The 12,410-nt window shown below is 45.6% G+C and carries 13 protein-coding genes, 2 tRNA genes and 2 pseudogenes; all 17 read right to left on the bottom strand.

The annotated features are described in order from the left end of the window. Window positions 1–26: 26 nt before the first annotated feature. The 17 genes and pseudogenes from XDD1_RS07810 to XDD1_RS07735 all read right to left on the bottom strand — a co-directional run bounded on the left by XDD1_RS07810 (window position 27) and on the right by XDD1_RS07735 (window position 12,407). Window positions 27–461, bottom strand: a complete 435-nt coding sequence (locus XDD1_RS07810; RefSeq protein WP_045970131.1) for an HNH endonuclease — start codon at window positions 459–461, stop codon at window positions 27–29. Next, complete coding sequence (locus tag XDD1_RS07805) at window positions 461–763, bottom strand: head-tail connector protein (RefSeq protein ID WP_045970129.1); 303 nt, start codon at window positions 761–763, stop codon at window positions 461–463. The genes XDD1_RS07810 and XDD1_RS07805 overlap by 1 nt, the downstream gene beginning before the upstream one ends. Next, window positions 756–1,094: a phage head closure protein gene (locus tag XDD1_RS07800; protein ID WP_045970127.1), complete on the bottom strand. Its 339-nt coding sequence runs from the start codon at window positions 1,092–1,094 to the stop codon at window positions 756–758. Before XDD1_RS07800 ends, XDD1_RS07805 begins: the two co-directional genes overlap by 8 nt. Continuing rightward, window positions 1,091–2,308, bottom strand: a complete 1,218-nt coding sequence (locus XDD1_RS07795; RefSeq protein WP_045970125.1) for a phage portal protein — start codon at window positions 2,306–2,308, stop codon at window positions 1,091–1,093. The genes XDD1_RS07800 and XDD1_RS07795 overlap by 4 nt, the downstream gene beginning before the upstream one ends. 2 nt (window positions 2,309–2,310) lie before the next feature. Beyond that, window positions 2,311–2,859 carry an HK97 family phage prohead protease gene (locus XDD1_RS07790; RefSeq protein WP_045970123.1) on the bottom strand — a complete coding sequence of 183 codons (549 nt, stop codon included), beginning with the start codon at window positions 2,857–2,859 and terminating at the stop codon, window positions 2,311–2,313. Between the two features lie 44 nt (window positions 2,860–2,903). Further along, entirely contained in the window at window positions 2,904–4,052 is a 1,149-nt protein-coding gene (locus XDD1_RS07785) for a phage major capsid protein (protein ID WP_045970121.1), read from the bottom strand. 129 nt (window positions 4,053–4,181) lie between these two features. Beyond that, entirely contained in the window at window positions 4,182–4,610 is a 429-nt protein-coding gene (locus tag XDD1_RS07780) for a DUF6201 family protein (RefSeq protein ID WP_045970119.1), read from the bottom strand. Next, a complete protein-coding gene (locus tag XDD1_RS19900; RefSeq protein ID WP_045970117.1) occupies window positions 4,597–5,466 on the bottom strand; it encodes a DUF6402 family protein in 870 nt (289 codons plus the stop codon). Before XDD1_RS19900 ends, XDD1_RS07780 begins: the two co-directional genes overlap by 14 nt. A 275-nt stretch (window positions 5,467–5,741) precedes the next feature. Beyond that, a pseudogene (locus XDD1_RS19895) lies at window positions 5,742–6,200 on the bottom strand (Hcp family type VI secretion system effector); the annotation flags it as partial. A gap of 595 nt (window positions 6,201–6,795) precedes the next feature. Next, window positions 6,796–9,057, bottom strand: a pseudogene (locus tag XDD1_RS07765) (primase-like DNA-binding domain-containing protein); the annotation flags it as partial. 96 nt (window positions 9,058–9,153) lie between these two features. Next, entirely contained in the window at window positions 9,154–9,513 is a 360-nt protein-coding gene (locus XDD1_RS07760; RefSeq protein ID WP_045970113.1) for a hypothetical protein, read from the bottom strand. After that, entirely contained in the window at window positions 9,506–10,132 is a 627-nt protein-coding gene (locus tag XDD1_RS19635; protein ID WP_167541612.1) for a hypothetical protein, read from the bottom strand. Before XDD1_RS19635 ends, XDD1_RS07760 begins: the two co-directional genes overlap by 8 nt. 14 nt (window positions 10,133–10,146) lie before the next feature. Further along, complete coding sequence (locus tag XDD1_RS18815) at window positions 10,147–10,422, bottom strand: AlpA family phage regulatory protein (protein ID WP_071827249.1); 276 nt, start codon at window positions 10,420–10,422, stop codon at window positions 10,147–10,149. Then, window positions 10,419–10,637, bottom strand: a complete 219-nt coding sequence (locus XDD1_RS07750) for a helix-turn-helix transcriptional regulator (RefSeq protein WP_045970109.1) — start codon at window positions 10,635–10,637, stop codon at window positions 10,419–10,421. Before XDD1_RS07750 ends, XDD1_RS18815 begins: the two co-directional genes overlap by 4 nt. A 175-nt stretch (window positions 10,638–10,812) precedes the next feature. Further along, window positions 10,813–12,075: a tyrosine-type recombinase/integrase gene (locus XDD1_RS07745; protein ID WP_045970107.1), complete on the bottom strand. Its 1,263-nt coding sequence runs from the start codon at window positions 12,073–12,075 to the stop codon at window positions 10,813–10,815. Window positions 12,076–12,240: 165 nt separating this feature from the next. Continuing rightward, window positions 12,241–12,327: transfer RNA gene (locus XDD1_RS07740), tRNA-Leu, on the bottom strand. A 6-nt stretch (window positions 12,328–12,333) separates the two neighbouring features. Beyond that, a tRNA-Cys gene (locus XDD1_RS07735) sits at window positions 12,334–12,407 on the bottom strand. Between the last annotated feature and the right edge of the window lie 3 nt (window positions 12,408–12,410).

Below are 12,410 nucleotides of genomic sequence, written 5' to 3'. Positions count from 1 at the left end.
AACTAATTGTTCGGTCTCTTGTTCGTTCATGATTGATACATCCAGTCATTACGCCTTGCCGCTCGTTCTTCCTGTTCCCGGTAGTGTCCCTGTTTTCGTTTCTCTTTCGTCGTGGGGTCAGTCGTGACCGTCTTTCGACTATGGCAGCTACTGCATAAGGGCTGGTGATTGAAGTCAGGCCAGAACAGCACATCACTGCCGCCATTAACAGGGATGATGTGGTCAACAATGGTTGCCGGGGTGTAGATACCCAACTTAAGGCAGTGGACGCATAACGGGTTAGCTTTCAGGAATTGCAGGCGGTATTTATCCCATGCAGGGGTATAGCCGCGCTCACGCCTTGAGCCTCGTTTGCTGTCCTGCATACGCCGGGCTTCCCGTCTGTGCTCATCACATCGGCCGGATTTTACCCGCTGTTTGCAGCCGGGATAGGTACAACGTTTTAAGGGTTGCCACGGCATTAGTAGACTCCGATATCACGGTAGACAGACCACAGGGATTTGATGGTAAACGGCACTTCTTTAAGCTCAAGGTCGGTTGCCATCTCCCTATTTTCATACAACAAGCCAATATAAAGCAGGCAGCCTATTTTGATTGCGGGGGTGAAAGTTAAGCCATTATCAAAGCGCTTGCCGATATGCTGCTGGCAGACTTCCAGTGCGGCTTCTGCATAGCCCATCAATAACGCATCGTCGCGGGTGTCGTTTTCATCCACCCGGCAATGTTGCTTGATTTCACTTAAGGAGATTTCAATATCAGGCATGTTTCACGCCTCCCTTGCAAAGCAGTTCTAAGCGGGTATGTTTCGGATCTGGGATAACGGCAATAATGGCAAAGGTCTTACCATGAGTGCTGGCTCCCTGATAGACAATACGGTTTGTTGTGGTGATATCATCGCGGTAACGTAGCCAGATACGCACAGTGGCTTCGGATAACACTGCACCGGAAGCCACCAGTTCCCGCCCACTAATGGGCTGTACTTCCGCCCAGACTTCGGCAACATCTTCCCAGTTGTTTATTACTCCACCAAATTTATCTTGTGTGCTTTTGTTTTTCTGAAGGGTGATCCGGTGTCTCAATCTGCCTGCCCTCATGCCTTGCCCTCCGGTGGTTGCTTGATTTCGACGGTTTGCTTCCATGCCTGGCTGAATTCATCACCCCCTTCACGCGGCGATAAGCCCTCCCGTTCACGGGCTTCATTCGGGCACATCACCCCCGACTTAATCGCCGTCTCATAACTTTGGAAGCGTTCCCGTGGGTTAGCACGCAGTAAGTCGGCCGTATCAAACTCCACCTGATAACGTATCCCCCGTTTCGGTGAAGCCATCAGCAAGGCTGACTTGATTTGTTGCTCAAAGTTGGCAAGCCACGGGCGCATGGTGATAGTCAGAAAAGCGCGTGATGCCTCGCTAAAGTTGCTGTAAGTGCTGTTTGAATACTCTTGCAAAAAGATCGGGCTGACATTGAACATCCGGGCGATATCGTCAATGGTGAAACGGCGGGAGGCCAGCCACTCCGCATCTTGGTTACTCATCCCCAATTGCTGGTACTCCATCCCGCCCTCAAGAATAGGCGTCTTACCTGCATTACGGGCACCCTTATAACGTTCGAGGGCTTCCAGTGCCTTAGCGCCCTTGGTGCCATCCAGCCAATCAGCGGATTTAATTACCCCCGCCGCCATCATGCCCTCTTTCATAATGCTGGCGCCGTGGCGTTGTTGTGCCAGCCCCAAGCCCAAGGTTTCGCGGCAAATAGTGACGGGTGAGCGGCCAAGAAAGCCGTCTTCGGTGGCATAGCGCAGGTGCAGGACTTCTTCCTGTAAATAGGTTTTTACCTTGCCGCTATAAGGTTCGGTAATGGTGTAGGCGAACCGGTGATCGGATAACCGTTGCGGCACGACCGCAGAAGGAGGATAAGGGTGGAGAGATTGCGGCTGACCATCCCGCCCCCAGACAATCACTGCATACGCATTGCCATTTAACAGGCAATGACGCATCAGGGTTCGCTTGAACTGGTACGGGGTCTGGCAGTCATTCGGGCACTCATTGAGCAAGTAATCCACCGGGTGATCGCTCAGCCATTCGCGGGACTCTGTGCCGTTTTGGTGCGCAACCCGATAGAGGTAACAGGGCATGGAGGCAACGGCTTCACTAATGACAGTAACGGCATTCATCACGGCGGGTAATCCCTCTGCCGTGGACGGTGAAACATGCTCCCCCGATTTAGTGTTAGATACGCCCGCCAGAGAAAGAAACTCCTCCATCGTCATACTACGGGTTTCAGGCGCTCTTCGCTTAAACGGCCACATGGTTACACCTCGGACAATTGCAGCCAGTAATGACGCAAATCAGCCACACGGGGCGTAACCCCATTGAGTGAGCGCTTGGCAATCTCTACGCCGCTCTCAGGGTAGGCGGGCAGGCTGGTGATAGTGATTTCCCGTAATTCAGCCTCCAAGACGGTTCTGATATACGGTTCCTGACCAATATCCCACTGATCCTTCAATACCCTGAATCCGAAGCTAACGCCTGAAATATCGCCACGTTCAACCAAAGTCAGCACATCGCGGCCTAATTGGGTATCCGGCGGGGTTAACTCGAAGCGTAACCCGGTAGCATCTTCACTAAGCTGTAAGGTGCCGGATGTGGTGCGGCCTAACAGGTTCATATGATCATGCTCATAAAGTGCCAAAACATCAGTACCCGCCGTTAGACTGGCACGAAAGGCATTCGGGGCGAACTGTTCCACGAACTCATCCCACAAGAGATGGGAGCGGCTGTTCCACCGGATCGCGTAGCCGACCAGCTTTTTATCTGCCGCTGACAAGGAGGCGGTGCGGATTTCAAAATCATTCTTCATCTTATGGACTCCAAGACGGAAAAGGGGCGTTGTGCCCCTCTCGCTTATTTGCCGGCTTTCAGTTCCAGCACCTTGATTGCGTTGGAGTCCACCAAACCGCCACCCAGATACTTATCAGTGTGCACCTTATAAAATCCCGGTTCGGTGATATTGTCGGGACGGGTGCGGGTGCCTGTTTCATGGTCAACAATGAAGTAACCGCGCTTGAAGTCACCCAGACCGATAACGTTATCCGGCATAAATTCGAGATAGTGGACAGGCAAGCCCAGCAGCATATCGGGATCACCGGCTTGCAAACGTTCCCGCCAGATATAATCCCCGTTGCCGTTTTTCAGCTTCTGCACCTTGGCGGCGGTCGTGGAGTTCATCACCCAGACAGCATTCTTGCGGTACTTGTTCTTAAGCAAAAACTTAAGGTCAATCAGGCTGTCGGCCTCAAGGGTGGCGACCTCCAGCTTTTGCAGGGTGCCGAAAGCGCGCGTTTTGTCGGCTTGGGAATCACGGGGATAAGACAGGAAGCCCTTGGCTTTTTTGCTGCCGTCACCACTGACAAGATCCGTTTCTTCGGTATCCACAAAGGTGTCGGCAATCTCAGCAGTCAGCCAGCCCAAGATATCCACGTCGCTAAAATCGATGATTTCTTGCGTGGTTTTGGGGTAAGCGTAGATCGGGAACAGCTTAATACTGACCTCTTCCATCTTCGGCGTGGACGTCTCACCGCGTGCCTTACCCTCTTCCCCGTGTGCCACCGCTGCCCCACCGACTGAAACCAACTGTTTGTATTCGTTGCTGCGCGTAGTCTTGAGGGTACAGATCCGGCGCATAACCGACTCATCCGCCAATTGCTGCATAATCTGCCTGTTTAGCTCAGGAATAACGGTATAGCCGCCCTCGGACGGCACACCCGTAGACAAAGTACGGGTTTCACCAGTCACGATATAGTGGCGCAGTTCGTCGTTGCTGAGTTTTTCACTGGTCGGCTGGATCTTCGCCTGATGGCATTCTTCATCAGCAATTGACTCATAGCGGGCAATTTCGGCGTTCAGTGCATCGGACTGGCTGCGCAGTTCGTCGAACTGTTTAGCTTCATCTTCGGTCAATGAGCGTTTTTCAGTTTCGGCTTTAGTGAGCAGGGAGCGCATTTGTTCAGTGAAGGTTGCCTTTTGCTGGCGTAATTCAAGTAGCTTTTTCATGGTGTTTTGCGGTTGGTTATTCTGCTTAAGACACTATTTAACATCATGAAAAATGATAAAAAAGCCCCTGACATTCAGAGGCTCAACTTGCGAAAACATGAGGACAGAATATTTACAAAATCTTACACTTTACAAATGGAAGTATTGGAGGATTTGACTCCACCATTTTTTTTCTTTCACTGGTATGGTGTATTCATCCTGACAACGACCACCAGATACATTCAAATAAGCGTAATATTTATTTTTACTCATGAGTTTCTTTTCAGGTAAAATATGTTCACCTCCCGCAATTCCATTTGAGAGACAAAATGGGGAGCTTTGCCCTATATAATTATATTCTTTATCATAAAGAACGACGTATTCAGGCTGATAGTGAAAAATCCATGAATATATTCCAATGATATTTACTGGTAACACATAATAATATTTTGCTATAAAATCACCATTATTCATTTCAAAGTTTTTATATGAAAAAAAGAATGTTACATGTGATAAAAAAAACCACCATAGAAAAATTGCAGTAATTACGATATGCTTTATGTATTTAACTATTTTCATACATGACCTTTAAATGGGCAGGCGGAGCCATCCAATGTACATCTGAGAAAACAATATAATCTCCACCTTCACCATGTATTTTCTGCCATTCTCTAAAATCCCTATTAAAAACCGGAACAAACCCGTAATACTCTCTATATAGCTTACCCCACTCTTCACCAAAAAAACTGGTCAAATACTTAGGAGATTCACTAAGAGGAAGCATACCTTCACGCCCCCAAATACCTAACGGTTCATGACCTCCAGAGAAGTTATAAGCATCCTTAATGAAAAAACCTATTTGATCCACTAAGAATTTCTTTTTTTTCTGTGATAAATCATAGTATCCTCGGACACAAAGCTCCATATTGCTTGCCCCGATAGCTCCCTTAAAATCGTCATTAGTATCAAACTTCCCACCAAAATCCAGAGAGTTAATTTGAGTGGTAAAGTCTATGTCAATTATGTCATCATTATAGCCTATATAAATTTTATTTGACGAAGGATTCATCTCTTTATTTCTTTCTAATAATGGACCAAAAAGCCTTCCATTACTTTTATCGTTACCCAATCTAGTAATAATTAATTCATTAATTGCATCTTGTACTCGCTCATACTTTAATGCCCATTCCATTTTTACAATTGAATCATTGTAATGTTCTTTAGGTATATCCGTTGCTTTTCCTAAAATATACTTCTTCCTTAAATTATCGTCCATTTCAAAAAGTGGCCTATTAAACCACTCTCGCATTAATTTTGATGCCATTTCCCATCCCATTTTATTCATGATGTCGGGAAGTTGGTTAAGAGATATTTTATCATACTCAAGATCTGTATTAGCTCCACCTTTAACAGTTTTAGTTTTTAAAATGCTCATTTATCCATCCCCATTTTTGTTTGAAATAAATATTCGACTTCAACATCTTCTTCTTTTTTGGAATTTATATATTCTGTAACACCTAATTGTTTTGAAATACCTTTTATTGAACCTTTGTTTGTTTTTATTCCATAGGCTATATCGCTGCATACACTCCCATCAGCTTTATTTTTCACCGTAAACTTATGGCTGAATAAAGCCTCTGTTGCGGTTTTCAGCAAAGAATCAAATCCCGAAAGCAGGGGCCTTTCTTCTTCACGCCCCTGCAACTGCGATATCGCATAGCCTGTTGTCCCTGCCGCGCGATGCGTGAATGATATCGACTTATAATCAAGCCGTACCGTTTCATACGGGATCTGGTCATTGTCATCTATCGAATGCGGGTAGTGACAGGAAAAATCAACAATGGTTGCGCCTGTCAGTTTGATCTCATAAAAAAATTCCAACTGTCCGGCAAGGTTTACGCGGTAACACTTAAAAAGGGCATCCAGCAACTCGTTCTTGTCTATCGCCAACCCCAGCAACGGGGAGGATTTATCAATGGGTTTGGTAAAGCTGACCGGAAGATGATTGACGTTCTGATCACGTGTCATCATGTGGCTGAGGTGCAATACCTGTATTTCATCTTCCCGCCCGGCCTGATAGCGGTTACCGATAGATTCCGGCGTTGAACAACCCGCCGAGATTAAGCCTTGTTTCTTGCCCTTTAACGACAAGTAAATGAGATATGACATTCCTGTCTCCTGTAATCTGATTTTCAATGGATGCTCATTACAGCATCAATTAAACAGGATATAACAGCAATGCTTATCTATTCCAGCGTGAATAAAAGATCACCAGAAAAATTGTGATTAACCTCTCTGCTTAAATAAAATCAGATAATTACCTAATTTAAATTTCAGATAGCACCCTAATAAAAAAACAAATTGATGCACTAAATTTATCTTCTTAGATTCCTCCGGCTTTTATTTGCCTGCCAGAAGATACCTCCCCTGAAAATCTTTTTGTCCCTCTCAACTGTACACCCTGTGCATTTACCTCTGAATGCCTTGTCCTGCCTGAGTTTGTGGCGGTGTACATGATATACACCAACTGTGCACGACTGTTCACCCTGACGATAAATAACCGATGTATAAGGTGTATAGTTGGTGCACAGTTAAAAGATAACTATACACCTTATTTTTACCTTTAATATCATGTAATTATTCCTTTTGGTGTACAGGGTGTACAGTTAACACTAAAAGTTTATCTGGGGGGTTAACCTCTGCGCAGCTCAGGCACTGCCGGAAGCCATTCTTCGGCCTCTTCGGATAACGCCACGTTATACTAATAACCTTGCTTTGTCCTGACTTTTCGATAGTCCTTCCGGTACTCCAGCATAATTTTGGGGATTGAATCACCAAATTTTGACAGGGTTAACGGCCGTTCAAATCCGTGCGCTTCCATAAAAAACAAATAAGCATGATAAAGATAAATACGCGGTACCCGTGGGCTGATATTTTTATTCCCCATCTTCATCCCAGCAATATTATCCGCGGACACCAGATAACCACAAAAGCGATATAAGGGATCTGAATGGCATTTCACTGATAACGCTTCGCTGGAATCCCGTTGTGCCTGTAGTAATTTTATGGCCTTATTCTGGTCGGCAAATTTGGTTAATAAATGGCGAATAATTATCGGTAGTTCCCGGCTGATTTTCTCCGGCAATTGTGGATCTTTTTCTGATTCCTTGACCGGAATATTAAACGGGAATATTACTCGTCTTCTGGCAATACCGCCATTGCGCTCGGTAAAGCTCATCGGTTCGTTATTGGTGGCTAATACCACGGCTTTAATAATCGTGGAAAACTGTTTTTCATATTTCCCGTCAACTTCAATCAGGTCACCGCCTGTAATGGCTTTAATGCCCGCCCCCTCACCGACATATTTAACTTGATCGGGCAGCGTAATTAAACTCTTACCTACAAATTGATAACGGCCTCTCGCTTCATCCAGCGCTTTCATATTGCCACTGGCGGTATTGTGTTCACCCGCTAATAACGTCGCGATATACGTAAATACACTCTTGCCGCTGCCACCTTCCCCCGTAACTTCAATAAATAACTGCCAGTCATAACGGTTTGCCAGGATCATAAACAGGGCGGCATTAATGCGCGCCATCTTATCTTTATCCTGACCTGCCGCATGAGACAGCCAGCGATAAAAATAAGGGGCATGAGCCTGTAAGTTTTCACCGGCCGCAGGTTGGGTAAATTCAATGCCGTTATGGTTCATTAGCCAATGTGCCGGCTGATGTGGCCTGAATACCTGTTCTGACAAGTCATATACACCGTTACTAAACCCAATTAAATCACGGCGTTGTTCACCAATAACCGGAATTTGTAATTTCATGGCGCTGATAGCGTTGTTGATCCCATTGGGGCTATAAGGGGTTTCATGCTGATTGAAGATTGCCACCATTGCGCGGAGCAGTTCACTGTCCGGCACCGTCTCCCATGTTGCGCCATTATAGTGATAGACCATCTCACTTTCAGGATTGACCGCCACTTTGCCGTAGTATTCAGCAAGCAGTTCCCCGCGTTGACTGGCGGCCATTTGTGCCAGATGGGGACTTTTTTTCTTATTTTCGTGGATCACGGCTGCTTCTGCGTTCACTGCCTTTTTCTCCCCCACCTGATATAGCCCGTTACTGAATGCCTGCTTTGCTGCCTCAATGCCGTGGCGCTGGCGATAATCGTCCCAATCGGCTTTATACTCTGTCGGGGGTAGCGTTACCCAGCCATTAATCGCTTTGGCGGTCTTTTCTGCCGCTATCTTGCCGACGTTCTTCTTGGGTTTGCCGTTTTTGTCCAGCTCTCCCGGTTCGTGCCAATCGTTATCGGCCGCAAGAATAATCTTCGCGTCTGGCCACCGTTCTCTGACCTGTTCGGCCACGTTAGGTAAGTTGCTTTCATCAAGCGCCGCCAGTATCACACCCTCATGCAATTGACTAACCGTTAAAGCTGTTGCGTAACCCTCGGTAATGATGCACGTATCCGGTGTGCCGGTTATCTCAGACACTGGGATAACACTTCCCTTTTTCTGTGAGCCTGCAACAAGGCGCTTCTCACCATTGGGCTTGATGGTTTGCGCACCCGTGATAGTGCCGTTCAGAGTCTGGATGATCAGCAACAAAATCCCTTCTTTCAATAGCCGTTGTTTGGGGCATTGCAGCCCCTTTTTCGCCAGATAGCTGGATTGCCCAAGCGTGGCTTGAGACAAGAGCCTGTTCACTTTTTCGATTATTGAGGGAGCCTCTGATTTTGGAGATTCCTTTCTGGCGGGCTTGGATTCCGGTAAGGGCAGAGCCAGCGCCCCCGAAACTAACTTAGCGGCTTCAAAGACAGTAATCCCTTTAGCCCTTGCCACCAAATCCAGCCCATCACCGTGATTGGGGTGATCACACTGGCGACAATGCCAGTCGCCATTACCGTGATCGTCGATGAAGTGAAAGCGGTCAGTTCCCCCACATATCGGGCAAACGCCATGCTTACCCTTTGCCGGAACGTCAACGCCACAGGCTGGCAATAGACTCTGCCAATGATTCATGGCGGATTTTTTTACAGTATGGATAACGTCTATTGGGCGGATTTCTTCATTATTTTTACGGCTGTTATATCCATATGCAGATGATTGACTCATGGCTTATTCCTCATAAACAGCCGCTTGAAGCGCATGATAGACTTCCTGATTGATATCACAGGCCAACGCAATCAGGTTATTTAAATCGATGGAACATTCAGACTTGGCTTTTTCAAGAATGACGTAAAATAAGGAGGCCGCCAGCCTTGTATTGTGCATGGCTTGATCCAGTGATATCGGCGCTCTGCGCTCGTACACGCTGACGATTTCAGTATCAACGGTTTCACCATCTGGCATACAAACACTGCGAATATTTTTGGCGGCTTTCTCCGCACCACGCAAGGTCTTGTATTTGTAGCGGACAGTTTCTTTTTTTATCTCGCCTGTGTGCTGATTTGTCATGGTGACAATGATCTTAAACATGTCTTACCTCCTGAACGGAGATAAGGTGCACCGGGTGAATATCTACCAGCCGTTGATTGCTTGATGCTATTAGGCATATAAATTTAAGGCGAGTTTGGGTATGCTGTTGTACAGCCATAATCGTTACCTCAACTAACGGTTTGGTTAGATGCCCCGATAGTGTTAGCAGCACTTCGGGGCTTCGTTGTTTTACAGTTGACATAAATGTGTTATACACTGTCAGACACAAACAACATACCCTTTGAGTATTACATATGTCAAACACTAATTTACCGAGAGGCAACAAACAAATTGCTTTCAGAGTTGAGCCACAACTAGAACAAGCAATGAGGGAAGCAATGAAGATTGATGGTGATGAGTCTATATCTGCATGGATAAAACGAATTATCCGCAAAGAATTACAATCAAGAGGTATAGAATCTAACTCTTGAACTAACCAACAATAAAACCACTGGTTAACTTTCCCTCTAAAAATGGGGAAATTACGGGTAGTATTCGCAGTACTGCCCTTTTCTTTTTTCCCCCAATAAATCACTAGGTAATTAATTGAGATATCAAATTCCTTATTTTCAGCGTAGGGATACCCGTCACGGTTATTAGCCATGTTTTTCTTTATCATGATTTTTTATTTAATTACTGTTTTTTTCGGCTGTATGGATTATTAATATTCTCTATTACTGGCGGATTACGTATCCACCATAAAATATCACTTAAAAGCCACCCACAGGAATTACGCCCGAAATGGCAGCGAGGGGGAAATAAACCTAAATTTTCTAATTTATAGCAATGTCCTCTTGATATGCTGGTTAATCTTCTTCGTTCTGCTTCTCTTATTCTTCGCTCGGATTCACCATAGGCAGCAAGAATATAACGCCTACCTTCATCAGTAGGTGAATCATATACTTTCATTGAACTACCTCGCCGCGAGATTCAGCGATACGCTGATCTATCCAGCCATCAATTTCTGATTCAAGAAAAGCGACTGAACGTGACCCAATTTTAACCTGCTTCGGAAATTTATCATCGGCAATAAGTCTGTAGATCCACGCCTTGCTGTAACCTGTTCTGCGCTGAACTTCTGATAAACGGATAAGACTTTCTTTAGATGTATTGATAGATAGCATATAACCCCTGTTAGCTTGTCCATATTTGATATTTGTAGACGTTATTAGAACAGGGGTTATTAAAGCAGAGTTATAACATTAAATCTTGGTATTGAAATAGTACGTTATTTCATACAAAGATCGTTTCTTTATTTTATGGATTCGACAAATAACCATTTTAGGTTATTGCATCAATCTATTTCCGGCGTTTCTTAGCAAAGTCATACGGTGTTATGTACTTTTCCCTGTTGGCATCCAGATAATCAGCCCACCATTGAACCATTAACCGTCGCTCGTCCAAATGTTTAGAAGTATGAATATATGCAGCCCGAACATTTTTCCTTTCCACATGGCTTAACTGGCGTTCTATTGCGTCATCGTTCCATAATCCCGATTCGCCCATCGCACCACGCGCCATTGTTCTAAATCCATGACCACAAACTTCTGTTTTGGTGTCGTAACCCATACCACGTAAGGCATTATTCACGGTACTTTCGCTCATGACTTTTGTTGGATCATGGTCATTAGGGAACATGACCTCACATTCTCCACTCAAACCCTGCAAGGTTTTAAAGAGAGATACGGCCTGACGACTCAGCGGCACAATATGCTCAGTTTTCATTTTCATACCCCGTTCGGAGAATTTAACGCCTTCAATGGCTTCTCTTGTGGCCGGGATTTTCCAGACAGCATTTTCAAGATCGAGTTCTTCCCAACGGGCAAATCTCAACTCACTGGAACGGACAAACGTCAATAAAGTTAATTCCAATGCAATTCTGGTAATCAAACGCCCACGATAGCGAGAAATACGGGTCAAAAATTCAGGTAAGCGTTCATGAGGTAATGCGGGATGATGCTTAGATTTTACTGTGCTGAGAGCACCCGCCATATCATTGGCTGGATTAGATTCAAGAATATCATTCTGAACAGCATATCGCATGATGGATGTCACACGTTGCTGTAATCGCTGGGCGATATCGTGTTTACCATCAGCATCAACGGATTTGATAGGCGCTAAAAGTTGGCTTGTTCTTAAAGTGGAAATATCGAGCTTGCCAATATGAGGAAAAATATAGTGCTCAAGGCTGCGCAGAATGCGATTGCTGTGATCTTCACTCCACCGCTTATTGCTGGCGTGCCATTCTCGGGCTACTTGTTCAAAAGGAGGTGCCCCTTTTGATTCGGCTTGTGCCCCTCTTTTCTCTGCTTTGGGGTCAGAACCTTGGGCTATGAGTTTTTTGGCTTCATCCCGTTTAGCTCGCGCATCAGCTAAAGACACTATAGGATAAACACCAAAAGCCAGTCGATCTTCTTTCTTATCGGTAGGGCGGCGGTACTTCATGCGCCAGTATTTAGAACCGCGAGAAGTGACCTCCAAATACAGGCCGCCACCATCAGCAAGCTTATAGGTTTTCTCTTTGGGTTTTGCTGTTTCGATTTGTCGTGCGTTTAGTTTCATTTTTGGGGGCACTTTTAAAATAGAAGTGTAGGTTCCCCCGATTATGCCCCGTGGTGCATGTTGATTGCAATAGACCAAAGTAGACATAAAAAGAAAAGACCTGATTGATTTATCAGGTCTTTCTAGGAGTTAGTTTACTTGAGTAGACGTTAGTAAACTTATGTTTGGTGCCCAGGGCGGGACTTGAACCCGCACAGCCTTAAGGCCGAGGGATTTTAAATCCCTTGTGTCTACCGATTTCACCACCTGGGCTAAATTTGGAGGCGCGTCCCGGAGTCGAACCGAGGTTGACGGATTTGCAATCCGCTGCATGGCCACTCTGCCAACGCGCCTTT

It is taken from the genome of Xenorhabdus doucetiae, assembly GCF_000968195.1.
GTDB classification, from domain to species: domain Bacteria; phylum Pseudomonadota; class Gammaproteobacteria; order Enterobacterales; family Enterobacteriaceae; genus Xenorhabdus; species Xenorhabdus doucetiae.
Note: the sequence above shows the minus strand (reverse complement) of the source record. Positions and strands in the feature narration are given on the sequence as shown.

Coding starts and splice junctions, on each gene's coding strand:
- XDD1_RS07810 (WP_045970131.1), bottom strand. CDS start 461: ATGCCGTGGCAACCCTTAAAACGTTGTACCTATCCCGGCTGCAAACAG.
- XDD1_RS07805 (WP_045970129.1), bottom strand. CDS start 763: ATGCCTGATATTGAAATCTCCTTAAGTGAAATCAAGCAACATTGCCGG.
- XDD1_RS07800 (WP_045970127.1), bottom strand. CDS start 1,094: ATGAGGGCAGGCAGATTGAGACACCGGATCACCCTTCAGAAAAACAAA.
- XDD1_RS07795 (WP_045970125.1), bottom strand. CDS start 2,308: ATGTGGCCGTTTAAGCGAAGAGCGCCTGAAACCCGTAGTATGACGATG.
- XDD1_RS07790 (WP_045970123.1), bottom strand. CDS start 2,859: ATGAAGAATGATTTTGAAATCCGCACCGCCTCCTTGTCAGCGGCAGAT.
- XDD1_RS07785 (WP_045970121.1), bottom strand. CDS start 4,052: ATGAAAAAGCTACTTGAATTACGCCAGCAAAAGGCAACCTTCACTGAA.
- XDD1_RS07780 (WP_045970119.1), bottom strand. CDS start 4,610: ATGAAAATAGTTAAATACATAAAGCATATCGTAATTACTGCAATTTTT.
- XDD1_RS19900 (WP_045970117.1), bottom strand. CDS start 5,466: ATGAGCATTTTAAAAACTAAAACTGTTAAAGGTGGAGCTAATACAGAT.
- XDD1_RS07760 (WP_045970113.1), bottom strand. CDS start 9,513: ATGTTTAAGATCATTGTCACCATGACAAATCAGCACACAGGCGAGATA.
- XDD1_RS19635 (WP_167541612.1), bottom strand. CDS start 10,132: ATGATAAAGAAAAACATGGCTAATAACCGTGACGGGTATCCCTACGCT.
- XDD1_RS18815 (WP_071827249.1), bottom strand. CDS start 10,422: ATGAAAGTATATGATTCACCTACTGATGAAGGTAGGCGTTATATTCTT.
- XDD1_RS07750 (WP_045970109.1), bottom strand. CDS start 10,637: ATGCTATCTATCAATACATCTAAAGAAAGTCTTATCCGTTTATCAGAA.
- XDD1_RS07745 (WP_045970107.1), bottom strand. CDS start 12,075: ATGAAACTAAACGCACGACAAATCGAAACAGCAAAACCCAAAGAGAAA.